We start from the raw sequence: 21,402 nt of genomic DNA, 5'->3' as shown, positions 1-21,402 counted from the left end.
GAGGCATCCCGCATGGCCAGGCGCGACTACGAGGACGACCCGGACGCCCCCAAGCCCAACAGCCTGGTGCCCGCAGCATCCGCAGTTGTAGTGGACGGCCTCGGCCGCGTCCTGCTCCAGCGCCGCACCGACAACGGTATGTGGGCCCTGCCCGGCGGGACCATGGAACTCGGCGAGTCCATCGGCGACTGCGCCATCCGCGAGACCCGCGAAGAGGCCGGCATCGACATCGCCATCACCGGCATCGTCGGCGCCTACACCAACCCCGCCCACATCCTCGCCTACGACGACGGCGAGGTCCGCCAGGAGTTCTCCATCTGCCTCCTGGCCACTCCCGCCGGCGGCCGACTCCGCACCTCCGACGAGTCCTTCGAGGTCGGCTGGTTCACCCCCGCCGAGATCGACGCGCTCCCCATCCTCCCCGGCATCCGCAAGCGCATCGCGGACTGGCGCGGCGGTCGCATCCCGGTCGTTCGCTGAAGGCTGTCCCGTCATCGCCCTCCTCGTCCAGGCCCGTCCGAGGTGGCCGAAAAGCCACTGGCGCCAGGGTTGTGAACTGCTGTGGATTGAGGTCGTTTTGGTGCCCATAGGTGTCCATGAGTTTGTTGTCGATGACGGATTGTCGGATCGATGGGACGACTGTCGGTGGTGTGTGTGAGGGTGGTGGCACTGACTGGGAGGGGGATGACGTGACCGGGCCGAAGAGGAAGCTCCGGCGGATCGACGCGCCGTTCGTTTCCCTTGGCCCGTCGGGTGTGACGGTCCGTGACCGTCTCAGGGGTCTCACGCCCGAGGATGAGGAGGTGCTGCGGCTGGTCGGCGGGCATATGGGGGCTCTGGCGTCGAGGGACCTGAAGGCGCGCTGCGCGGACGGACTGGAGCACGGCAAGGAGACGTGGGCCGCACGTAAACGTGACCTGACCGTGGAGTCGTCGTCGCGCTGGGCCGGGAGCGTCACCAAGGCCACGCACGACCAGTGGACGCTGTCGCGTCGTGGGCAGGCCGCGTACCTGGACTCGTTGGACACGGGCATCCGAATGCTGCGCCACCGGCTGTCGCTGCCGGTTGGGGAGAAGGGCGCCAAGCGCGCGCCCGGTGGCTACCGTTCCACGCATGAGTGGTTCGTCAAGTCCCGTCGGCTCGCGGCGTTGGAGGAGCGGTACGCGGCCGCCCGGGCCGATGGTGAGGCAGGTCGCGTGCATGTGGTGCGCGGCGGGCGGAAGTTGCTGAACACCCGGCACAACCTGGCCGCCGCCGGTCTCACCGAAGCCGACTGGCGAAAGCGGTGGGAGGCGTCCCGCTGGTTCCTGTCCGCTGACGGGGAGTCGGGCAAGCGGTTCGGCAACGAGACGATCCGTGTCACCCCGGACGGCGAGGTGTCGATCAAGCTGCCCGCGCCGCTCGCCGAGTACGCCAACGCCACCAGCGGCCGGTACGTCCTGGCCGCGAAGGTGGCGTTCGCGCATCGGGGCACCGAGTGGGCCGACCGGATCGAGGGTAACCGGGCGGTGGCCTACCGGATCCACCTGGACGTGGCCCGTGGCCGCTGGTATCTGGACGCTTCCTGGGCCCGGCCGGTGGTGCGGACGATGCCGCTGGAGGCGGCCCGTGCGGGCGGGATGGTCGGGGTGGACACCAACGCCGACCACTTCGCTGCCTGGCACCTCGACCAGTACGGCAACCCGGTCGGCGAGCCCCGCCGGTTCCGCTACGACCTTTCCGGCACCGCAAGCCACCGCGACGCGCAGATCCGCCACGCCATCAGCCAGCTGCTGCACTGGGCCAAGCGGTCCGGCGTTACCGCGATCGGCCTGGAGAACCTGGACTTCACCGCCGAGACCACCCGTGAGAAACACGGCCGCAAGAAGCGGTTCCGGCAGCTCGTCTCCGGCATCCCCACCGGCAAGCTCAAGGCCCGACTGGTATCCATGGCCGCCGAGCTGGACATGGTCATCGTCGCCGTGGACCCCGCCTACACCTCCCAATGGGGCGCGCAGCACTGGCAGAAGCCGCTCACGACACCCACCCGTAAGACCACCCGACACGACAGCGCCGCTGTCGCGATCGGGCGACGCGCCCTCGGACACCCGATCCGGCGACGGACGACACCGCCCCCCGACGACCAGAGAGATCGTCGTGGGCATCGGACCGTCCAGGCCGGAACGGGCGGCCGAGGGCGTGAGGAAACCCGCCGCCCCGTCACGGACCGTAGCCGCGAGCTGCGCGCCCGAACGGGGACCACGAGAACGCGGGCGACCAGCGCACCCAAAACCGTTCGGGATGCGCGCAGTGCCGGAACGTGGGTCCAAGACTCACTCCTGCTCACTGATTAGGAACGGTTCGGACGCTGTGAGTGTGTCTCCGCCCGGCTGTCCGGGATCCGGCCTGTCGCCGTGCGGTGCAGTCCGCCGGCCGCTGGGCCGCGCCGACTTCGGAGGGGGGTCCGCGTCATGCTGTCTCGCCGTACGTCCCTGACTTCCGCCATCGCGGCCCTTGGCGTCGGTGCCGCTATCGTTCTGGCCACGCCCGCTTCCGCCGCCTCCGCCGCCCCCGCCTATGGCGATCGCTGGATCAAAACGAGGCACTGCCAAGGCGATCAGAAGATCGAACTGCACTCCTACGACGGCGTCATGCACGATGCGCAGAGGGTGGTCTCGGCCACTCCCAGGAGCTACTGCCTGTACACCCTGAAGGGCAACGGAAGGACGGTCTGGACTGGCCGTGGGGGTGCCGATTCCGGCTGGCGGTACGACGGCCCGGGCCACCACATGTGCGCGTACGTCACTGACCTCCTCATCGGCCTACCGAAGACCGTCGAAGGCGTCTGCAACTGAACTCGCCACGCGAGGGTCGGCGGCGCGAGGATTGGCGGGGCCACCGGCCCGGGCGGGGAATTTCCCGTGACGAGGCAACCGAACGACAGTTCCTCGGTGTCTCTCCTGTGACCGGGTATGCGGGCCCGGCGGGCACAGGAACCGGCTTCGAACGCAATGACTCTGACGGGCACCCCCTTCCTCATCCTCACGATCGTTCTGTTCGTGGGCTCCATTGCGCTGGCCATGGCGCAATGGCTGGGCAAAGGAAGGTTCTTCGGGCGGGCGCGAACCCCTGAACAGCGGCGCACGCCGCTGCGTGCGCTCTCGTACCTCGGCACAGTGGTGCTCTGCCAGTTCACCGCCGTGGCCATGGTCTTCGTGATCGTCAACAACGAGAACCAGCTCTACGACAACTGGGGCGACCTGCTGGGCAACGCCAGCCACGTCCGGGCCGTGCCCGTGCCCCCGAAGGACGAGGGCCTGGCCGGCGACCGGGGTGCCGCCCCCGCCGGCTCGCCCGGCACCGCCGCGCCCAAGGTGCCCCAGACCTTCCATGCGCCCGACTCGGACGCCGTGCCCAGGAACGTGAAGCAGGCCGACCTCAAGGGCCGGCTCTCCGGAGTCGACGGCGAGGTGCTGGTCTGGACGCCGCCGCAGTACGACGACCCGGCTTACAAGGACAAGACCTTCCCGGTGGTCGAATTGCTCGTCGGGTTCCCCGGGTCGTCCAGCGCTTGGTTCGGCGATGCCATGGAAGCGACCAAGCAGCTGGAACCACTGATGAAGTCCGGTCAGGTGACCCCGTTTATCCTGGTCGTACCGCGCGTCACCCTCCTCGGCAATACCGACACCGGGTGCGCCGACGTCCCCGGTAAGGTCAACGCCGACACCTGGCTCTCGCGGGACGTCCCGCAGATGATCGTGGACAACTTCCGGGCCGACACCACCCCGGACCGCTGGGCCCTGTCCGGCTACTCGGCCGGCGCCCACTGCGCCCTGCGCCTCGCGCTCTCCCACCCGAACCGGTACCGCGCCGCGATCAGCATGTCCGGCTACAACGACCCGGCCGGCGAACCGGCCTCACTGACCGCCAAGGACCCGAAGCTGCGCGAGACCTCCAACCCGCTCTACATCCTCACCCACGCCCCGACCCCGCCGAACGTCGCGCTCTACGTGACCGGCAAGCGGGGCGACGGGCTGGAGGACGCGACCGCCCTCCAGCAGGCGGCGAAGAGCCCGACCACCGTCACGCCGTTCGAGACCACCGGTGCGCACCTGACGTCGACCTGGAAGCCGCTGGTCGTCCCGACCTTCAAGTGGCTGACCGGAATCATCCCGCCCCGCTGAGCCCGCCAGGGCCTGACGAGTCCGCTCGCCGGGGCGGGGCTCAGCGGCGCCGTCGCTCCGGGAGCAGTGCGCTGAGCGTCGCGGACACGATCGCCCCGAACAGCAGCCCGCCCCACGGCATCCCGCCGACCGGGCGATGCGCCACCACCTCGTAGGCGAAGCAGCCAAGTCCTCCGCACACGAGGAAGAGCAGGAAGGCTCGAATCGCGAGCCACCATCTCGGGCGGCCTATGTCCGAATGCATGGGAGGCAGTATCCACCCGCTGCGGAAGCCAGCCGCGTCGGGCCCATAGCCCTCGGGGACGTCGAAGGTGCGGAGGGGGGCAGGTCCGGCGCCTGATTCCGGTTCGCCGGCCCCGCCCCTCCTGGCGCAGGACGCCCGCGGCCTCCAGCCGGGGGCAGTCGCACCGGCCGGTCGCCGCGGCAGCATCGCTGTGACGCAGGTCACCGAAAAAGGGTGACAGGCTGTTGTCGCGAACAGTCGCGACCATCGACTCATGACGATCACCGACGAGGACTGCCTCTCCGAGACCCTGGCCTTCAACGAGCAGTTCGAGGCCGCCGCCGCCCTCCGCCCCCCGCGCGGGCAGGCGCCCGACGCGGCCCTGATAGCGCACCTGCGACGCAACCGGCTCGGCGGCGACACGCCCCCGGTGCGACTCCCGCAGGGCCAGGACCGCCTCCTCCCGTCCGGGGTGAGGGCCCGGACGTTCGTGCCGGAGCGCGTCGACGGCGTGTACCTGCACATCCACGGCGGCGGCTGGGCGTTCGGCTCCGCCGACGGGCAGGACGAGAAGCTCTGGAACCTGGCCTCCGAAGCCCGACTCGCGGTGGTGAGCGTGGACTACCGCCTCGCCCCGGAACACCCCTTCCCCGCCGGGCCCGACGACTGCGAGGCCGCCGCCCGATGGCTGGTGGACCACGCCGAGGCCGAGTTCGGCACCCGGCGGCTGCTGATCGGCGGCGAGTCGGCCGGCGCCCACCTGAGCGTCCTGACCCTGCTGCGGCTGCGCGACCGGCACGGCATCACCGGCGCGTTCCGGGCGGCCCACCTGGCCTTCGGCCCGTACGACCTGTCGATGACGCCGAGCCAGCGGCTGTTCGGATCCCGCCGCCTGCTGAGCAACTCCGACTCCCTGCACGGCAGTTACGAGCTCTTCACGCCGGGCCTGAGTCCGGACGAGCGGCGCGATCCGGAGATCTCACCGCTGTGCGCCGACCTGACCGGCATGCCGCCCGCCCGCATCATGGTCGGCAGCGAGGACCCGCTGCTGGACGACTCGCTGTTCCTGGCCCAGCGGTGGCAGTCGGCCGGGGCGCCCGTCCAACTCGCCGTCGTCGCCGGGGCGATGCACGGCTTCACCCTGTTCCCGCTGGCCGTCACCGCACGCGAACAGCAGCGGGAGCGGGACTTCCTGGCCGGCGCGGGACGGTAGCGTCGGTCGCATGAACCGCACCCCTCGGCTCTACGCACTGGTGGAGGAGCTGCGCGCGGCGGCGCCGCGATCGTTGACGGTCGCCGCGCTCGCCGCGCGGTTCGAGGTGAGCGCGCGCACCGTGCAGCGGGACCTCCAGGCGCTGATGGAGTCGGGCGTCCCGGTGCGCGCCACCACCGGGCGGGGCGGGGGCTGGTCGATCGACCCGGCGATGACCCTGCCGCCGATCCGCCTCACCCCCGAGGAGGCCTCGGCACTGGTCGCCGCGCTCGCCGCGGCCGACACCTCGGCCCCGTACGCCGGCGCGGTCCGTACGGCCTCTCAGAAGATCGCCGCCGCGATGACCGGCCCCGCTTCGACGGCGGCCCAGGAACTCGCCGCCCGGATCGTCGCACTACCCACCCGGACCGCGGAATCGGTCCGCACGGGGGTGGAGCGGGCCCTCACCGACGGCACGGTGCTGCGGCTGTCCTACGCCGACGCCGCCGGGCGGGAAAGCGACCGCGCCGTGGAACCGGCCGGGCTGCTCACCGCCGACGGCAAGTGGTACCTCATCGCCTGGTGCCGTACCCGCCGGGCCGGCCGGGGCTTCCGGCTGGACCGCATCACCGCCGCGACCCCGACCGCCGAGCCGGCGCCGCCCCACGACCTGGCCGCCCTGCTACAGGGATCTGCCGCCGCCGGCGCGGCCCGCCCCGCGGCACTGGCCTCGCTCACGCCCTGAGGGGCGTCGGCGTCGCTCGTGCCCTGAGCCGCGCTCAGCTGTAGTACTTGTGCAGGTCGTCGGTGACCAGCCCGTTGCCGTGGTGCATGGACGCGCTGGAGTAGGTGGTGCGGATCCGGGCGGCCTGGGTGGTGCGCTGCTGCTCGATCAGCAGGCCCTCCGCCTCGTCCGTCCAGCGCCGGCGGGCCCGTTCCCGGTGGATCAGGAACGCGGTGATGCCGACGACGGCAGAAACGAGCGCGACCAGGAATGCGATGACAAGGCCCATGGCTCCCCCTCCCCCGACCTGGATCATCGCACACGAATCGGCCTCCCGGTAAGGGGCGCAGTCCGGGCCCGCTGCGCGAGAAGTCGGCCCGGCCGACTTCTGCGCACGAACAAGGGGGTCCGGCGCGGGCTTCTGGGTCTCGATGCGATGAAGTAGCTTGAGGGTCATGGCGGATGAGGGTGCAGGAGCTGTCCCGGTGGCCCTCTCCCGGAGGGCGGTGCCCGCCCTGATGTTCTCCCAGGGCGTGAGCGTGGCGGGCACGCAGGTCACTGCACTCGCGCTGCCGACGCTGGCGATCCTGCTCCTGGATGCCGGGCCGCTCGCCGCCTCCCTGCTGTTTGCGCTGGAGTACGGGGTGCAGGGCCTGACCGGTCCGTTCGCCGGGGTGCTGGTCGACCGGGTCGCCTCCCGCCGGCGGCTGCTGGTCACCGTCGACCTCGTCCAGCTCCTGTTGGTCGCCACCGTGCCGCTGGCGCACGCCGCCGGTGCGTTGACGCTGGTCCACCTCTACGGGGTGGCGGCCGTCTCCGGCGCACTCGGCGGGCTCTCCGCGATCGCCGTGCCGACCGCGGTGTCCGACTTCGTGGCCAAGGACGGCCTGGTCGCCGCCAACGCCAAGCTGGCCGGGGCCCGTTCGGTCGGCCAGATCGCCGGGCCCGGGCTGGCCGCCGCGCTGGTGCAGGCCGTGGGAGCGGCCACCGCGATGGTGGCGGACGCGGTCAGCTACGGGCTGTCCGCCGTGGCCCTGAGCCTGCCCAGGCTCCAACGGGACGCCGAAGCGACAACGCGCCCGACCGCGCGGCCGGGGGTCGTCGAGTCCCTGCGGGAGGGCCTCGGGGTGCTCCGCGACCAGCCGGTGCTGGCCCGGCTCGCCGTGGCCGCCGCCGCCCTCAACTTCGGCGGGGCCGGGCTCGGCGGCCTGTACGCCTACTTCGCGTACCAGGTGGCCGACTTGGGCCCCGGCGAGGTAGGCGTCACCACGGCCGCCTTCAGCGTGGCGGCGGTGACCGCCGTCCTCACCGGCAAGAAGGTCATCGCCCGGGTCGGCCTGACCAGGGTGATTCCGGTCTTCGGCCCGCTCGCCGCGGCCGCTCTGTTCCTGATCCCGGCGGCCTCGCTGGGCTTCGCGCTGCCGGTGCTGATCGCCTACCAGCTGGTGTTCGGCTTCTGCGCGACGGTGTGGGCCGTCAGCTCGGTGACCCTGCAGCAGCTGCTCTCCCCGCCGGACCAACTCGGCCGGGTGCTCGGGCTTTCGCGATCGATGGGCCAGCTCGTCATACCAGTAGGCGCACTGCTGGGCGGCGCCTTGGCCGGCGCGGTCGGCACCGCCGGGGCGCTGACCGTCTTCGCCTCGATCGCCCTGGCCGGCACCCTCGTGGCGGTGACGACCAGCCCTCGGACGGTGCCGCCCGAGGCGATCGGGACGTGACCACGCGAGGTCCAGCCTCGGTGGCACCGAAGGGGTTTCGTGGCCCGCTCGGTCGAGCACACCCGCTGGAGGACACAACAGTTCGAGCGAGGCCGAGACGAAGGAGCGCCCATGAGCAGCCCCACCCGTCGCGACGTCCTGCGCTGGGGAGCCGCTGCCCTCCCCGCCGTCGGCGGGCTCCTGCGGCCCGTAACAGCCCGCGCCGCCACCGCCGTTGACCCGTCCGCCTGGATGGCCGCCCTGGGCGACCCGACCCCGCTGACCGCCCTCACCATCCCCGGCACCCACGACTCCTGCTGCACCGATCCGTGGCACGGCACCGAGTGGTCCCACACCCAGAACTGGGGCCTGCCCGAGCAACTCCAGCGCGGCATACGCTTCCTGGACATCCGCTGCAACGGCCTGGCCGGCACCGCCGACGAACTCGGCATCTATCACAGCGACGCCTACCAGTACCTGCGCCTCCAGGACGTCCTCGACCAGTGCCGCGCCTTCCTCGCCGCCCGCCCCGGCGAGGTCGTCGTCATGCGGATCAGGAACGAGTACGCGGGCGGAAACCGGCTCGAAGCCCCCGAGTTCCAGCGCCGGATCAACCACTACCTGGACGGCCTCGGCTACCGCCCGCTGTTCTGGACCGACCCCTGGTGGCCCACCCTCGGCCAGGCCCGCGGCCGCATCGTCCTCGCCGCCGACTTCGCCAACCCCTGGTCGGTCATCCAGTGGTCCAGCGCCGCCAACCCCTGGTTCGCCACCCAGGACACCTTCCAGGGCATCAGCCTCGCCGCCAAGTCCCGGGCCGTCATCGACTGGTTCGACCGCGCCTCCGGCGACCAGGCCTCCCCGCGGATGTACGTCAACTTCACCAGCTACGCCAACGGCGGCTGGCCCAAGGTCAACGCCGACGCCATTCTCCCGCCCGTCCGCGACTACCTCGCCGCCCGCCGCCAACAGTTCACCCACCTCGGCATCGTCCCGATGGACTTCCCGGACTTCCACACCGACGTGCTGCAGCTGCTCCTCGACAGGAACTTCACCGCCCACTGACCGTCCGGGCAGTAGCCTCCGGCCATGGCTGCTTCCGCCCCGCTGACCCTGCCCACCCGCTACGACGGCGACCCCGACCGCGTCGCGCTCGTCCTCCCCGGCGGCGGCTACTCGCCCGCCCGGCCACTGCTGCACTTCGCCCGGGCCGTCCTGCTCCGGCACGGCTGGACGGTCCAGGAGCTGTGGTGGCAACTCCCGGCGGAATCCACCGACCTGGCGATGGAGGAGTGGATCGCCTGGGTGGAACGGCAGGCCGCCGAGGCGGTGGACGCCGAGCGCGGCGCCTGCCGCCTGCTGGTAGGCAAGTCCCTCGGCTCCTTCGCGTGCGGCCTCGCCGCCGACCGCGAGCTCGCGGCGGCCTGGCTGACGCCCATCCTCACCCTCGACCAGGTGGCCCACGCCCTCGGACGGGCCCAGGCGCCGACCCTGCTCGTCGGCGGGAGCGCCGACCGGCGGTGGGACCGCCGGATCGCCGACTCGACCGGGCACGAAGTCCTGGAACTCCCCGGCGCCGACCACGGCTTGGAGCGTGACGAGGATCCGGTCGGCTCGGTCGACATCCTGCGGCAGGTCGTCGAGCGACTGGACCGCTTCGTCGGCTCGCTCGCTGACGGGTGAGGCTCAGACCTCCTGGGAAACCGGGGTGTCCGCCCATGAGGCGAGGCTCGGCTAAAGGGCGGGCGGAGCCGGCGCGGTGACCAGCCGGCCGCCCCGGGCGATCCCGAAGCGCTCGCCGGTCGCCACCCGGGCGGTCAACTCGTCGGTGTGCTCGTGGAGTTGTCGTGCGGAGATCGCGGTTGTCATGCGGTCCAGGCTGACGTGCGTCGAGCGGGAAGACGGGCGCCTCGCCTCGACTTCACGCGAACGGGTGTCACCCTCGCCCGGCCCATCCCCGCCCGGGAAGCCCGTGCCGCCGGGGCGGCCGCCGCCACCGCCAGGGCGAGCGCCAGCAGCGCCAGCGCCGACCAGGGCAGCGACTCGGGCCCGCCGTGGTCGAGGAGGAGTCCGCCGGCCGCCGCCGCGGTGGCGATGCCGAGGTTCCAGCAGGTGACCAGGAGGGACTGGGCGAGGTCGGCGGCGTCGGCGACGGCGGTCTGCAGGAGGGTGGCGGCGCCGCCGAAGCCGAGGCCCCAGATCACGGCGGCGGCGTGGACTGGCCAGGCCGTAGAGCTGATCAGGGCGGCGGCGATGACGATCGCCGCGAGGGCGAGGAGCCCGCAGGAGGCGAGGGTGAGGGCGCGCAGGTGCCGGTCGATGAGGGCTCCGGTGGCGGCGGTGCCCGCCAGTGTGCGGGGCCTGGTCGGCGGCTGGCTCGACGGCCTCGGCCGGTAGCCGCGCACAGAACGGCCGCACAGAACGGCCTCGCGATCGGCGGAGAACCGATCGCGAGGCCGTGAGCCGTCGCCCGGGGCCCCGCAGGGCCCGCCGGGCTCAGCCGATGGTGCGGGGGAGACGGGTGGTCAGGTACAGGATGGTGAAGGAACCGACCAACTGGATGCCCAGGCACAGGGCGAGCGCCCGGTCCATGCCGAGGGTGGGGGCGAGGGACAGGTAGAGCGTGCCGAGGGTGGCGACGCCGAGGGCGAGGCTGGACTGCTGGCTGGTGGCGAGGACGCCGCTGCCGACGCCGGCCCGGGCGGCGGGGACCTTGGAGAGGACGACCCGGAACAGCGGGGTGCCGATCAGGCCCTGCCCGATGCCGGCGAGGGCGACGCCGGGGGCCATCCGCAGCGGGGAGAAGTGCGACCAGTCGGCGAGGATGGTCAGCGCGAGGGTGGCGAGGCCGACGGCCTGGATGACGGCGCCGGCGCTGAGCACCCGGCTGCCCCAGCGGCCGATCAGGCGCGGGCCGGACAGCGAGGCGCAGAAGTAGCCGACGGCCATCGGGACGAGCGCCCAGCCGGCCGCGACCACACCGAGGTGGAGGCCCTGCTGGATGGCGACCGCGATGTTGAACATGAAGCCGCCGAAGCCCGCGAAGTAGGGGAGCGCGATGCCGAGGCCGCGCCGCATCTCGGGGATCCGCAGCAGGGTCGGCGGCACCAGCGGGGTGTCCCCGCGCTGCTCGGCGCGGCGCTCGACCAGGGCGAAGGCGACGGCCAGCACCGGGAACAGGGCGAGCAGCAGCCAGGACCAGAGCGGCCAGCCGGCCGCGCGGCCCTCCATCAGCGGGATGAGCAGGGCCAACAGGGTGGCGGTGAGCAGGACGGTGCCGAGCACGTCGACCCGGGCGGCCTGGGTGGCCTTGCTCTCCGGCACGTACCGGACGGCCAGGACCACGGCGAGCAGCGCGAACGGCACGTTCACCAGGAAGACCGAGCGCCAGCCGGTGCCGAACAGGTCGGCGGCGACCAGCATCCCGCCGAGCACCTGCCCGATCACCACGGATATCCCGCCGACGGCGCCGTAGATGCTGAGCGCGCGGCCGCGCCGGGCGCCGTCGGTGGCGGCGGTGATGGTGCCGAGCACCTGGGGGATCAGCAGCGCGGACGAGGCGCCCTGGGCGGCCCGGGCGGCGACCAGCGACCACGCGTCGGGGGCGAGGCCGCAGGCCAGCGAGGTGAGCGCGAAGGCGGCGGCGCCGGCGACGAAGAGCCGGCGGCGGCCGAAGATGTCGCCGAGCCGCCCGCCGAGCACGAGCAGGACGGCGAAGGCGATGCCGTAGCCGGCGGCGACCAGCTCCAGGACGGCGGGTCCGGCGGCCAGGTCCTTGTCGATGGTGGGCAGGGCGACGTTGACGATGAAGAAGTCGAGCATCGGGAGGAAGGCCCCGAGCAGGACGGTGACCAGTCCGGCGGTGCCGAGGGAGGGCCCTGCGGTGCCTGACGACGAGGTGTGGGGGGCGGCTGTGGGGGCGGTCCGGCTCGAGGCCGGGGCGACGGCGAGTGGTTGAGTCACGGGTCATACGATCCGCCTCGCCATACCCTGGTACCAGAGTGTGGTTATCCAGGTATAAGAAGTACCTGGCAACAGGATGCGGACTGCCGCATGCTGGGACCATGAGCCTGATGACCCCCGTCGCGCAAGCCCGTCCCGGCTCGGCCGCGCCGCACCGCAGCACCCTCGGCGACGCCCGTCGGCACGACCTGGCGGCGTTCCTGCGCAGCCGCCGGGAGCGCATCGCACCCGAACAGGTGGGCCTGCCGATGACCGGCCGCCGCCGCACCCCGGGGCTGCGCCGGGAGGAGGTCGCGCAGCTCGCCGCCGTGGGGGTGACCTGGTACACGTGGTTGGAGCAGGGCCGGGACATCCAGGTGTCCACCCAGGTGCTGGACGCGGTGGCCCGGGCGCTGCTGCTGGACCCGAGCGAGCGGGCGCACCTGTTCACCCTGGCCGGCGCGGAGGACCCGGCGCCGATCCAGGACTGCCCCTCGGTCACGCCGAGCGTGCGGCTGGTGCTGGAGCAGCTGGCGCCGTACCCGGCCGTGGTGCTCAACTCCCGCTACGACGTGCTGGCGTACAACGCGCAGTACACCGGCTTCGTCGGCAGGCTGGAGGAGCTGCCGCCCGAGGACCGGAACCTGATGTGGCTGGCCTTCACCGACTCGCACTTCCGCGAGGTGCTGATCGACTACCGGACCGAACGCCTCGGCATGGTGGCCCGGTTCCGCGCGGCGATGGCCGACCACCCCGCCGAGCCGACCTGGAAGGCACTGCTGGCCCGGGTGCGCAAGGCATCGCCGGACTTCGAGGAGGAGTGGCAGCGGCACGAGGTGATGCGGCCGGGCAACGGGATCAAGCGCTTCCAGGTGCCGGGCATCGGCCTGCTGCGCTGCGAGTACACCAACTTCTGGCTCAGCCCCCGGCTCGGAACCCGCATGATCAGCTACACCCCGCTGGACGAGGAGACCCGCGCGCTGATGGACCGGCTGCCGACGAGTCTCTAGGCCCGCCGCCCGCCAGCCGCGTGTCGCCGCCCGCCGCGTATCGCCTCCCGCCCGAGCAGCAGGCACACCGCCGCCAGCGGCAGTTCGACGCAGAACGCCATCACCAGCGCGGTCAGCACCGCGTGCCCCGGCCCGGCGAAGGAGATGTCCACCAGCGCGTCCCCGGCGAGCAGCAGGGCCACCGCCGCGCCCGCCCACAGCGCGGCGGGGCTGCGCCGGAGCAGCAGCGCGTCCAGCGACAGCAGGCCGGCGAACTCCAGCAGGTCGAGCACCACCCACGGGGTCTCGTGGTTGACGGCCAGGATCATCAGCCAGGGCAGCAGCGCGAAGGCCGCCAGCCGCGGTGCCTGCCGCAAGCGCTCCCGCAGGACGTACGCCGGGGCACCCGAGACGACGGCGATGGTCATGCCGCACCCCCGACCACCGCGACCTGGCGCTCCCGGACCCGCTGCAGCGGCAGCCGCTCGGCCGGCCCGCCCGCCGGGTGCTCGACCAGCACCGCGTCGAACGGCCCCTCGGCCCAGGCCAGCCAGAAGCACCCGGCCACCGTGACCACCCGGGCCGCCGAAGCCGTCCGGAACGGACGGGCCGTACGGAACAGCCGCCGCCCGCCGGTGAACAGCACCGAGGGTGCCGCGCCGTCGGCCGGCAGCCGCCCCCAGGCGAACGCGTGCGAGCGGTTCCCGGCGGACGGGCTGCGCCGGGCGCCGCGCACCAGCTGCGGCGTGAGCCGGGCGGCGACCAGGACGTCGGCCAACTCGCCGTACTGGTACAGCTCCAGCGCGGCCCGGCCGCGGCCGGACCCGACGCTGCGGACCGACCAGGGCCCGGCCCCGGTCGGCAGCGTCCCCTCCGGCCCCGACGCCGGGTGGAGCGCGCCCCCGGGAACACCCCCGTGGTTCCCGGGGACGGGCCGCCCGTGCGGCGGAGTGGCGGAGTGCGATGCGGTGCTCGTCATGTCCCCAAGCCTTCCGCCCGGAGGGGCCTCCTGTCGGTGGTGCCCCACACCGAATCGGGGGTGTACCTAGCTACACCCCCATCGGGCACCCCCCTTCATGGCGGCTCTTGATCACCGGGCCCTACGCTGTCCGCCATGCCCTCCACCACGTTGCGCCGAGCGCTCGTCAGGAGCCTCCGCCGCCCGCCGTGGTCGGCCGGGGCCTGGCGGGACACCCGCTTCATAGCGGCCGGAATACCCATGGCCGTGCCGGTCTGGCTGGCGATGACCGAGTCCCCCCTGCTCTTCCCGGTCCTCGCGGTCGTGCTGACCTGCACCCGCTGGCTCACCGCCCTCCAGCGCGGACGGCTGCGCGCCCTCTGCGGTGTGGAGGTGCCGCCGCCCGGCGCGCCCGCGGCCCTGCGGCTGGGCCGGCTGCGGCTCGGCCTGGCTTGGCGTCAGATCGCCTACCACCTGCTGATCGGCCCGGCCCTGGCGCTCTGTGCGCTGGCCGCCGTCTATCTCTGGGGCATCGCCCTGGTGCTGACCACCCTGTACGCCTGGGTCTGGCTGCTGCCGCTCGGATCGGGGCTGCGCAGCGAGCTGGCCGGCCTGGACGTGGTGCTCACGGTGTTCGGTGTGCTGTCGCTGGTGGCGGCGCCCGGGGTGACAACGCTGACCGCCTGGCTGGAGGTCCGCTCGGCGCAGGTCCTGCTCGGGCCCAACCGGGCGGAGAAGCTGGAGCGCCGGGTCGAGGAGATCGCCGAGTCCCGGGCCGGCCTGGTGGACGCGGTGGACGCCGAGCGCCGCCGGATCGAGCGGGACCTGCACGACGGCGCCCAGCAGCGCCTCACCTCCCTCGCGATGAATCTGGGCCTGGCCCGGCGCACCCTCAAGGACTGCCCGCCCGACGCCATGCAGGTGATCGTCGCGGCGCACGAGGAGGCGCAGGCCGCCATCGACGAGCTGCGCGACCTGGTCCGCGGCCTGCACCCGGCCGTCCTGGAGGATCGCGGCCTGGACGCGGCGCTGTCCGGCATCGCCGCCCGCGCCCCGCTGCCGGTGCGCCTGGACGTCGACCTGTCCGCCCCGGTCGCCCCGACCGTCGAGGCGGTCGCCTACTTCACCGTCTCCGAGGCGCTCACCAACGTGGCCAAGCACGCCCGCGCCAAGCAGGTCGAGGTGTCGGTGCGCACGGCCGGGGGCCGACTGCGCCTGGTCATCAGCGACGACGGCGTGGGCGGCGCGGACCCCTCGCGCGGCACCGGGCTCACCGGTCTGCGCAAGCGCGCCGCCTCGGTCGACGGCACGCTGTCCGTTCTCAGCCCCCTCGGGGGGCCCACCACCATCACCGTGGAGTTGCCGTGCGCGCTGTGATCGCCGAGGACTCGGTCCTGCTCAGGGTCGGCCTGGTCAAGGTCCTGGAGGCGGTGGGCTTCGAGGTCGTGGCCGCCGTCGGGGACGCCGTCGAACTGCTGGCCGCCGTCGAGGAGCACCGTCCCCGGGTGGTGGTCGCCGACGTGCGGATGCCGCCGGGCTTCCACGACGAGGGGGTGAAGGCCGCGATGGTGATCCGGCAGCAGTGGCCGGACACCGCCGTGCTGCTGCTCTCCCAGTTCGTGGAGGAGCGCTACGCCGCGGACCTGCTGGCCACCAACACCAGCGGCGTCGGCTACCTGCTCAAGCAGCGGGTGGCCAATGTGGACGACTTCGTGGACGCGCTGCAGCGGGTCGCCGAGGGCGGCACCGCGCTGGACCCGGAGGTGGTGGCCCAGCTGCTGGTGCGCCGCCACCGGGACCCGCTGGAGAAGCTGACCCCGCGCGAGCGGGACGTGCTCTCCCTGATGGCGGAGGGCCGTTCCAACGCGGCGATCGCCGCAGCCCTGGTGGTCAGCGACAGTGCGGTGGCCAAGCACATCAACTCGATCTTCACCAAGCTGGACCTCCCGCCGGCCGACGACAGCCACCGCCGGGTGATGGCGGTGCTGCGCTTCCTGGAGATCACGTGAGCGCGCGGTCCACCAGGGCGTGGCGGATCACCGGGGTGCTCACCGTGGTGTTCGTGGTGGTCATGGGCGGGGCGCAGACCATGGCCCTGGTGGCCCGGCAGTCACGGACCGAGCAGCAGACGTACGTGGCCACCGTCCACAAGCTGCAGCTCGCCACGAGCAGCGCGTCGGTGCGGATCAAGCCGGGTGTGGAGGGCCGGGTCGTGGTGCGCAAGAACCTCGACTGGACGGTCTCCGAGCCCCGGGTGCGCGCCGATGTCGTCGGCGACACGATGACCGTCGGCGTGGAGTGCCGGCGTTCGCTGCCCTTCTACAACTGCGGCGCCTCGATCGAGCTGGAAGTGCCCGCGGAGACCGAGGTCTCCGGCTCGGTGACCTCGGGGGCGGTCGAGGTGTCGGACCTCAGCGGCGGCGTCCGGCTGGACGGGACCTCCGGCTCGATCATCCTGCGCCGGCTGTCCGGCCCGGTCCACGCGAGCACCACCTCCGGGATGACGCAGGGGACGGACCTCTCCTCGGACCGGGCGGACGTGTCCAGCACCTCTGGGGCGGTGGACCTGTCCTTCCGGTCGGCGCCGCAGGACGTCAAGGTGAGCACCGTCTCCGGCTCGGTGACCATGTTCATGCCGAAGGGTGCCCGCTACCGGGTCAACGGCGGCACGGGCTCGGGCAGCAGCAACATCGACCCGGCCCTGGGTGACGCCACCAGCGACAGGAGCCTGGAGGCCGACGTCGGCTCGGGCTCGTTGGACATCGGCTACCGCTCCGATGCGCAGTAGGCCGGGCGGGTGACCCGGGTGGGGGACAATGAAGAGTCCCGTCCCCCTACCCGAGGTCAGCCGCGCATGACAGCCACGCCCGCACCCACCGCGCCCGAGACCGAGTTCGCGCCGCTGGACATCGGCCCGATCCAGGTGTGGCCGCCCGTCGTGCTGGCACCGATGGCCGGCATCACCAACGCGCCGTTCCGCACCCTGTGCCGCGAGCAGAGCGGCGGCAAGGGCCTGTACGTCTCGGAGATGATCACCACCCGGGCGCTGGTCGAGCGCAACGCCAAGACCATGCAGCTGATCAAGTTCGACCCGAGTGAGAAGCCGCGCTCGATCCAGCTGTACGGGGTGGACCCGGTGACCGTCGGCAAGGCCGCCCGGATGATCTCGGACGAGGGCCTGGCCGACCACATCGACCTCAACTTCGGCTGCCCCGTCCCCAAGGTCACCCGCAAGGGCGGCGGCTCGGCGCTGCCGTACAAGCGCAACCTGCTGCGCGAGATCCTGCGCGAGGCGGTGGCCAACGCGGGCGACCTGCCGGTGACCATGAAGATGCGCAAGGGCATCGACGACGACCACCTCACCTATCTGGACGCCGGCCGGATCGGCGCGGAGGAGGGCGTGGCCGCGATCGCCCTGCACGGGCGCACCGCCGCCCAGCACTACGGCGGGACGGCCGACTGGTCGGCGATCGCCCGGCTGCGCGACTCCGTCCCGGCGCACATCCCGGTGCTGGGCAACGGGGACATCTGGTCGGCCGACGACGCGCTGCGGATGATGCGGGAGACCGGCTGTGACGGCGTCGTGGTCGGCCGCGGCTGCCTGGGTCGGCCGTGGCTGTTCAAGGACCTGGTCTCGATCTTCGAGGGCGACGTGGACTACGCCCGACCCGACTTCGGCTACGTGGCCCGGGCGATGGTGCGCCACGCCCAGCTGCTCGGCGAGTGGCTGGGGGACGAGGCACGCGGCGTGATCGACTTCCGTAAGCACGTCGCCTGGTACACCAAGGGCTTCTCGGTCGGCTCGGAGCTGCGGGTGAAGCTCGCGGGCGCCTCCTCGCTGGCCGATCTGGCCGAAACGCTGGCCCAGGTGGAGCAGACCCAGTCCTGGCCGATCGGCGCGGACGGCCCGCGCGGGCGCACCAGCGGCAACAACCGGGTGGTCCTGCCGGAGAACTGGTTGGACGATCCGTACGACTGCGCCCGGCCGGGCGCGGACGCCGAATCGGATACCTCTGGCGGATGATCTGTCCGTAGTGGCGAAATGGGCCCTCCTGGCCCGGTCGCCAGTCGGTCCTGGCCCTCTTGTCCATCCTGGACAGGAGGGCTCCTTTTTGGCGCCCCAATGTCACGGAACGAGCACATTCCTGGACGGAGTGCGACGATCGGCGGAGGTGGTCTACGTTCGACCGGTGGGATGCGCTGGTGACGCTTGCCACACGGAGTTGCGGCTGACGGCCGGTCAGTGGACGAAATGGACAGGTCGGCGGCGGATCGCTTCCCGAAGCCGATCCGGGCTCGATCGGACGATCCGGGTGCAGGAAATCAAGCCGGGGCAACGCGACGGACGCACGACCGCTACCCAGCGTCCGAATCGGGCGATCTTCGGGTTTCGTCGCCTTCAAGACTTGAAGGCTTGCTAGCGTCAGGCGGACGATTTCACCAACAGAGGTGAACGCCTTTATGTGCATTCGATCTAGCGGGTTACCGCTCGGTACCAGCCTCGTGTGGCCTATTCAGGGCAGAGAAGTGCCTTCGAAATGGGTATGTTCTCCGGCGTCAGGGCAACCGCGTACGAGGAGACCGACCCGTGCCGTCCCAGCAGAAGTTTGTTTACTCCTTCACCGAAGGAAACAAGGACCTCAAGGATCTTCTTGGCGGCAAGGGCGCGAACCTGGCCGAGATGACCAACCTGGGCCTCCCCGTCCCCCCGGGGTTCACCATCACCACCGAGGCCTGCAAGGTCTTCCTGGAGACCGGCAGCGAGCCGTCCTCGCTGCACAAGGAGATCAGCGCCCACCTGGAGGCCCTCGAGCGGGAGATGGGCAAGAAGCTCGGCCAGGCCGACAACCCGCTCCTCGTCTCGGTCCGCTCCGGCGCCAAGTTCTCCATGCCCGGCATGATGGACACGGTCCTCAACATCGGCCTCTCCGACGCCTCGGTGGCCGGCCTCGCCGCCCAGTCCGGCAACGAGCGCTTCGCCTGGGACTCCTACCGCCGCCTGGTCCAGATGTTCGGCAAGACCGTCCTGGGCGTCGACGGCGAGCTGTTCGAGGAGGCCCTGGACGAGGCCAAGCACGCCAAGGGCACCGCCAACGACCTGGACCTGGACGCTTCCGACCTCCGGGAACTGGTCGAGGTGTTCAAGGGCATCGTCGAGCGCGAGACCGGCCGGGCCTTCCCGCAGGACCCGCGCGAGCAGATGGACCTCGCCATCCACGCCGTCTTCCACTCCTGGAACGGCGACCGCGCCCGGCTGTACCGCCGTCAGGAGCGCATCCCGAACGACCTCGGCACCGCGGTCAACGTCTGCACCATGGTCTTCGGCAACCTCGGCGAGGACTCCGGCACCGGCGTCGCCTTCACCCGCGACCCCTCCACCGGCGCCCAGGGCGTCTACGGCGACTACCTGTCCAACGCCCAGGGCGAGGACGTCGTCGCCGGCATCCGCAACACCCTGCAGCTGTCCGAGCTGGAGAAGCTCGACAAGAAGTCGTACGACGAGCTGATGGCGATCATGCAGAAGCTCGAGAACCACTACCGCGACCTCTGCGACATCGAGTTCACCATCGAGCGCGGCAAGCTCTGGATGCTGCAGACCCGCGTCGGCAAGCGCACCGCCGCGGCCGCCTTCCGGATCGCCGTCCAGCTGGTCGACCAGGGCCTGATCGACCTGGACGAGGCCCTGATGCGCGTCACCGGCGGCCAGCTGGCGCAGCTGATGTTCCCGCGCTTCGCCCCGACCGCCGAGTCCAAGCAGATCGGCTGGGGCCTCGCCGCCTCGCCGGGCGCCGCGATCGGCAAGGTCGTCTTCGACTCCTACACCGCCGTCAAGTGGTCCCGCTCCGGCGAGAAGGTCATCCTGGTCCGCCGCGAGACCAACCCGGACGACCTGGACGGCATGATCGCCGCCGAGGGCATCCTCACCTCGCGCGGCGGCAAGACCTCGCACGCCGCCGTCGTCGCCCGCGGCATGGGCAAGACCTGTGTCTGCGGCGCCGAGGAGCTGGAGGTCGACACCAAGTCCCGCCGCTTCACCACCGCCGACGGCCTGGTGGTCGAGGAGGGCGACATCGTCTCCATCGACGGTGCGTCCGGCAAGGTCTACCTCGGCGAGGTACCCGTGCTGCCGTCCCCCGTGGTCGAGTACTTCGAGGGCACCCTGCACGCCGGCGCCGACGTCCAGGGCGGACTGGTCCAGGCCGTCCACCGGCTGATGTCGCACGCCGACGGCCGCCGCCGCCTCGCCGTGCGCGCCAACGCCGACAACGCCGAGGACGGCTCGCGCGCCCGCCGCTACGGCGCCCAGGGCATCGGCCTGTGCCGCACCGAGCACATGTTCCTCGGTGAGGAGCGCCGCAAGGAGGTCGAGCACCTGATCCTCGCGGACAACGACAAGGGCCGCGAGCTCGCCCTCTCCACCCTGCTGCCGCTGCAGAAGAGCGACTTCCTGGAGCTCTTCCAGGCGATGGACGGCCTGCCCGTCACCGTCCGCCTGCTCGACCCGCCGCTGCACGAGTTCCTGCCGGACATCACCGAGCTGTCGGTGCGCGTCGCCCTCGCCGAGGCCCGCAAGGACCCGAACGAGAACGACCTGCGCCTGCTCCAGGCGGTGCACAAGCTGCACGAGCAGAACCCGATGCTGGGCCTGCGCGGCGTGCGCCTCGGCCTGGTCATCCCCGGCCTGTTCGGCATGCAGGTCCGCGCCATCGCGGAGGCCGCCGCCGAGCGCAAGCTGGCCGGCGGGGACCCGCGCCCCGAGGTGATGATCCCGCTGGTCGGCACCGTCCAGGAGCTGGAGCTGGTCCGCGACGAGTGCGAGCGGGTGCTCGCCGAGGTCGCCCAGTCCACCGGCGTCCAGCTGGACATCAAGCTCGGCACCATGATCGAGCTGCCGCGCGCCGCGGTGACCGCCGGTCAGATCGCCGAGGCCGCCGAGTTCTTCTCCTTCGGCACCAACGACCTGACCCAGACCGTCTGGGGCTTCTCCCGGGACGACGTGGAGGCCTCGTTCTTCACCGCCTACCTGGAGAAGGGCATCTTCGGGGTCTCCCCGTTCGAGACCATCGACCGCGACGGCGTCGGCTCCCTGGTCAAGCACGCCGTCGAGGCCGGCCGGGCCACCCGCCCCGACCTCAAGCTCGGCGTCTGCGGCGAGCACGGCGGCGACCCGGACTCGGTCCACTTCTTCCACGAGGTGGGGCTGGACTACGTCTCCTGCTCCCCCTTCCGGATCCCGGTGGCGCGCCTGGAGGCCGGCCGCGCCGCCATCGAGTCGGCGGGCAGCGACTCGCGCTGAGAGGGTAGGCATCCCCTACTCAAGCGCGGGTACGACTGACCGCTCACCCTCCCGTCGGGAGGGCGTACACCGGAGCTCGGCGCAGGAGAACCGGCGTACGTAACACGGCCGGGGGGGGGGGGGGGAAAAAGGGAGGGCCCCCCCCCCCACACCTCTTCCCCCCGCGCCACTCGGGGTCCGCCCCCTCTGTCGTCCACCCCCCCCGCGGGGTGCCCAC

Annotated in this window: 22 protein-coding genes; 15 read left to right on the top strand and 7 right to left on the bottom strand. The window is 72.1% G+C overall.

What is annotated here, in order from left to right; genetic code table 11:
* Nucleotides 1-12: 12 nt before the first annotated feature.
* The 4 genes from ACFQ87_RS13145 to ACFQ87_RS13130 all read left to right on the top strand — a co-directional run bounded on the left by ACFQ87_RS13145 (nt 13) and on the right by ACFQ87_RS13130 (nt 4,163).
* Nucleotides 13-480, top strand: coding sequence for an NUDIX hydrolase (locus ACFQ87_RS13145; protein ID WP_380610771.1), 468 nt, complete (start codon nt 13-15; stop codon nt 478-480).
* Nucleotides 481-803: 323 nt separating this feature from the next.
* Entirely contained in the window at nt 804-2,333 is a 1,530-nt protein-coding gene (locus tag ACFQ87_RS13140; protein ID WP_380610770.1) for an IS200/IS605 family accessory protein TnpB-related protein, read from the top strand.
* A 117-nt stretch (nt 2,334-2,450) separates the two neighbouring features.
* Entirely contained in the window at nt 2,451-2,834 is a 384-nt protein-coding gene (locus tag ACFQ87_RS13135) for a hypothetical protein (protein ID WP_380610769.1), read from the top strand.
* Nucleotides 2,835-3,038: 204 nt separating this feature from the next.
* A complete protein-coding gene (locus tag ACFQ87_RS13130) occupies nt 3,039-4,163 on the top strand; it encodes an alpha/beta hydrolase (protein ID WP_380610768.1) in 1,125 nt (374 codons plus the stop codon).
* Nucleotides 4,164-4,203: 40 nt separating this feature from the next.
* Here ACFQ87_RS13130 and ACFQ87_RS13125 read toward each other — a convergent pair whose 3' ends face one another.
* Complete coding sequence (locus tag ACFQ87_RS13125) at nt 4,204-4,407, bottom strand: hypothetical protein (protein ID WP_380610767.1); 204 nt, start codon at nt 4,405-4,407, stop codon at nt 4,204-4,206.
* Between the two features lie 253 nt (nt 4,408-4,660).
* Between ACFQ87_RS13125 and ACFQ87_RS13120 the strand changes: the two genes are divergently transcribed.
* A complete protein-coding gene (locus ACFQ87_RS13120) occupies nt 4,661-5,599 on the top strand; it encodes an alpha/beta hydrolase (RefSeq protein WP_380610766.1) in 939 nt (312 codons plus the stop codon).
* A 10-nt stretch (nt 5,600-5,609) separates the two neighbouring features.
* Nucleotides 5,610-6,323: a helix-turn-helix transcriptional regulator gene (locus ACFQ87_RS13115; protein WP_380610765.1), complete on the top strand. Its 714-nt coding sequence runs from the start codon at nt 5,610-5,612 to the stop codon at nt 6,321-6,323.
* Between the two features lie 34 nt (nt 6,324-6,357).
* Here ACFQ87_RS13115 and ACFQ87_RS13110 read toward each other — a convergent pair whose 3' ends face one another.
* Nucleotides 6,358-6,591 carry a hypothetical protein gene (locus tag ACFQ87_RS13110; protein WP_380610764.1) on the bottom strand — a complete coding sequence of 78 codons (234 nt, stop codon included), beginning with the start codon at nt 6,589-6,591 and terminating at the stop codon, nt 6,358-6,360.
* A 196-nt stretch (nt 6,592-6,787) separates the two neighbouring features.
* On the opposite strand from ACFQ87_RS13110, the gene ACFQ87_RS13105 reads away from it, so the two are divergent.
* The 3 genes from ACFQ87_RS13105 (at nt 6,788) to ACFQ87_RS13095 (ending at nt 9,682) form a co-directional block, all read left to right on the top strand.
* Nucleotides 6,788-8,020, top strand: a complete 1,233-nt coding sequence (locus ACFQ87_RS13105) for an MFS transporter (protein WP_380610763.1) — start codon at nt 6,788-6,790, stop codon at nt 8,018-8,020.
* A 111-nt stretch (nt 8,021-8,131) separates the two neighbouring features.
* Nucleotides 8,132-9,064 carry a phosphatidylinositol-specific phospholipase C gene (locus tag ACFQ87_RS13100; RefSeq protein ID WP_380610762.1) on the top strand — a complete coding sequence of 311 codons (933 nt, stop codon included), beginning with the start codon at nt 8,132-8,134 and terminating at the stop codon, nt 9,062-9,064.
* Between the two features lie 24 nt (nt 9,065-9,088).
* Nucleotides 9,089-9,682, top strand: a complete 594-nt coding sequence (locus ACFQ87_RS13095) for an alpha/beta hydrolase (RefSeq protein ID WP_380610761.1) — start codon at nt 9,089-9,091, stop codon at nt 9,680-9,682.
* 51 nt (nt 9,683-9,733) lie between these two features.
* On the opposite strand, the gene ACFQ87_RS13090 is transcribed toward ACFQ87_RS13095, so the two are convergent.
* The 3 genes from ACFQ87_RS13090 to ACFQ87_RS13080 all read right to left on the bottom strand — a co-directional run bounded on the left by ACFQ87_RS13090 (nt 9,734) and on the right by ACFQ87_RS13080 (nt 11,962).
* Nucleotides 9,734-9,868, bottom strand: coding sequence for a hypothetical protein (locus ACFQ87_RS13090; RefSeq protein WP_380610760.1), 135 nt, complete (start codon nt 9,866-9,868; stop codon nt 9,734-9,736).
* Nucleotides 9,865-10,404, bottom strand: a complete 540-nt coding sequence (locus ACFQ87_RS13085) for a hypothetical protein (protein ID WP_380610759.1) — start codon at nt 10,402-10,404, stop codon at nt 9,865-9,867. Before ACFQ87_RS13085 ends, ACFQ87_RS13090 begins: the two co-directional genes overlap by 4 nt.
* Before the next feature lie 91 nt (nt 10,405-10,495).
* Nucleotides 10,496-11,962, bottom strand: a complete 1,467-nt coding sequence (locus ACFQ87_RS13080) for an MFS transporter (RefSeq protein WP_380610758.1) — start codon at nt 11,960-11,962, stop codon at nt 10,496-10,498.
* A 110-nt stretch (nt 11,963-12,072) separates the two neighbouring features.
* Here ACFQ87_RS13080 and ACFQ87_RS13075 point away from each other — a divergent pair, with 110 nt between their 5' ends.
* Nucleotides 12,073-12,951: a helix-turn-helix transcriptional regulator gene (locus tag ACFQ87_RS13075; RefSeq protein ID WP_380610799.1), complete on the top strand. Its 879-nt coding sequence runs from the start codon at nt 12,073-12,075 to the stop codon at nt 12,949-12,951.
* Here ACFQ87_RS13075 and ACFQ87_RS13070 read toward each other — a convergent pair.
* Both ACFQ87_RS13070 and ACFQ87_RS13065 read right to left on the bottom strand, forming a co-directional pair.
* The gene (locus tag ACFQ87_RS13070) at nt 12,948-13,358 is read right to left on the bottom strand and encodes a hypothetical protein (protein ID WP_380610757.1); all 411 of its coding nucleotides are present in this window, start codon (nt 13,356-13,358) and stop codon (nt 12,948-12,950) included. The two genes, ACFQ87_RS13075 and ACFQ87_RS13070, sit on opposite strands and share 4 nt — an antisense overlap.
* On the bottom strand, nt 13,355-13,909 hold the full coding sequence (locus ACFQ87_RS13065) for a hypothetical protein (protein WP_380610756.1): 555 nt from the start codon (nt 13,907-13,909) through the stop codon (nt 13,355-13,357). The genes ACFQ87_RS13070 and ACFQ87_RS13065 overlap by 4 nt, the downstream gene beginning before the upstream one ends.
* A gap of 135 nt (nt 13,910-14,044) precedes the next feature.
* On the opposite strand from ACFQ87_RS13065, the gene ACFQ87_RS13060 reads away from it, so the two are divergent.
* The 5 genes from ACFQ87_RS13060 (at nt 14,045) to ppdK (ending at nt 21,185) form a co-directional block, all read left to right on the top strand.
* A complete protein-coding gene (locus ACFQ87_RS13060; protein WP_380610755.1) occupies nt 14,045-15,265 on the top strand; it encodes a histidine kinase in 1,221 nt (406 codons plus the stop codon).
* Entirely contained in the window at nt 15,253-15,897 is a 645-nt protein-coding gene (locus tag ACFQ87_RS13055) for a response regulator (RefSeq protein ID WP_380610754.1), read from the top strand. Before ACFQ87_RS13060 ends, ACFQ87_RS13055 begins: the two co-directional genes overlap by 13 nt.
* The gene (locus tag ACFQ87_RS13050; protein ID WP_380610753.1) at nt 15,894-16,676 is read left to right on the top strand and encodes a DUF4097 family beta strand repeat-containing protein; all 783 of its coding nucleotides are present in this window, start codon (nt 15,894-15,896) and stop codon (nt 16,674-16,676) included. Before ACFQ87_RS13055 ends, ACFQ87_RS13050 begins: the two co-directional genes overlap by 4 nt.
* 66 nt (nt 16,677-16,742) lie before the next feature.
* Nucleotides 16,743-17,912 (top strand): tRNA dihydrouridine synthase DusB, encoded by a 1,170-nt coding sequence (gene dusB / locus ACFQ87_RS13045; protein ID WP_380610752.1) that lies wholly within the window; start codon nt 16,743-16,745, stop codon nt 17,910-17,912.
* A gap of 564 nt (nt 17,913-18,476) precedes the next feature.
* The gene (ppdK, locus tag ACFQ87_RS13040; protein ID WP_380610750.1) at nt 18,477-21,185 is read left to right on the top strand and encodes a pyruvate, phosphate dikinase; all 2,709 of its coding nucleotides are present in this window, start codon (nt 18,477-18,479) and stop codon (nt 21,183-21,185) included.
* Nucleotides 21,186-21,402: the final 217 nt, after the last annotated feature.

It is taken from the genome of Kitasatospora sp. NPDC056531, assembly GCF_042794375.1.
In the GTDB taxonomy this organism is placed as follows: Bacteria; Actinomycetota; Actinomycetes; order Streptomycetales; family Streptomycetaceae; genus Kitasatospora.
Note: the sequence above shows the minus strand (reverse complement) of the source record. Positions and strands in the feature narration are given on the sequence as shown.

What these genes read in the sequence shown, in the direction of transcription:
- ACFQ87_RS13090 (WP_380610760.1), bottom strand. Translation starts at nt 9,868, where the DNA reads ATGACAACCGCGATCTCCGCACGACAACTCCACGAGCACACCGACGAG.
- ACFQ87_RS13110 (WP_380610764.1), bottom strand. Translation starts at nt 6,591, where the DNA reads ATGGGCCTTGTCATCGCATTCCTGGTCGCGCTCGTTTCTGCCGTCGTC.
- ACFQ87_RS13075 (WP_380610799.1), top strand. Translation starts at nt 12,073, where the DNA reads ATGACCCCCGTCGCGCAAGCCCGTCCCGGCTCGGCCGCGCCGCACCGC.
- ACFQ87_RS13065 (WP_380610756.1), bottom strand. Translation starts at nt 13,909, where the DNA reads ATGACGAGCACCGCATCGCACTCCGCCACTCCGCCGCACGGGCGGCCC.
- ACFQ87_RS13135 (WP_380610769.1), top strand. Translation starts at nt 2,451, where the DNA reads ATGCTGTCTCGCCGTACGTCCCTGACTTCCGCCATCGCGGCCCTTGGC.
- ACFQ87_RS13145 (WP_380610771.1), top strand. Translation starts at nt 13, where the DNA reads ATGGCCAGGCGCGACTACGAGGACGACCCGGACGCCCCCAAGCCCAAC.
- dusB (WP_380610752.1), top strand. Translation starts at nt 16,743, where the DNA reads ATGACAGCCACGCCCGCACCCACCGCGCCCGAGACCGAGTTCGCGCCG.
- ACFQ87_RS13095 (WP_380610761.1), top strand. Translation starts at nt 9,089, where the DNA reads ATGGCTGCTTCCGCCCCGCTGACCCTGCCCACCCGCTACGACGGCGAC.
- ACFQ87_RS13125 (WP_380610767.1), bottom strand. Translation starts at nt 4,407, where the DNA reads ATGCATTCGGACATAGGCCGCCCGAGATGGTGGCTCGCGATTCGAGCC.
- ACFQ87_RS13100 (WP_380610762.1), top strand. Translation starts at nt 8,132, where the DNA reads ATGAGCAGCCCCACCCGTCGCGACGTCCTGCGCTGGGGAGCCGCTGCC.
- ACFQ87_RS13120 (WP_380610766.1), top strand. Translation starts at nt 4,661, where the DNA reads ATGACGATCACCGACGAGGACTGCCTCTCCGAGACCCTGGCCTTCAAC.
- ACFQ87_RS13060 (WP_380610755.1), top strand. Translation starts at nt 14,045, where the DNA reads ATGCCCTCCACCACGTTGCGCCGAGCGCTCGTCAGGAGCCTCCGCCGC.
- ACFQ87_RS13115 (WP_380610765.1), top strand. Translation starts at nt 5,610, where the DNA reads ATGAACCGCACCCCTCGGCTCTACGCACTGGTGGAGGAGCTGCGCGCG.
- ACFQ87_RS13070 (WP_380610757.1), bottom strand. Translation starts at nt 13,358, where the DNA reads ATGACCATCGCCGTCGTCTCGGGTGCCCCGGCGTACGTCCTGCGGGAG.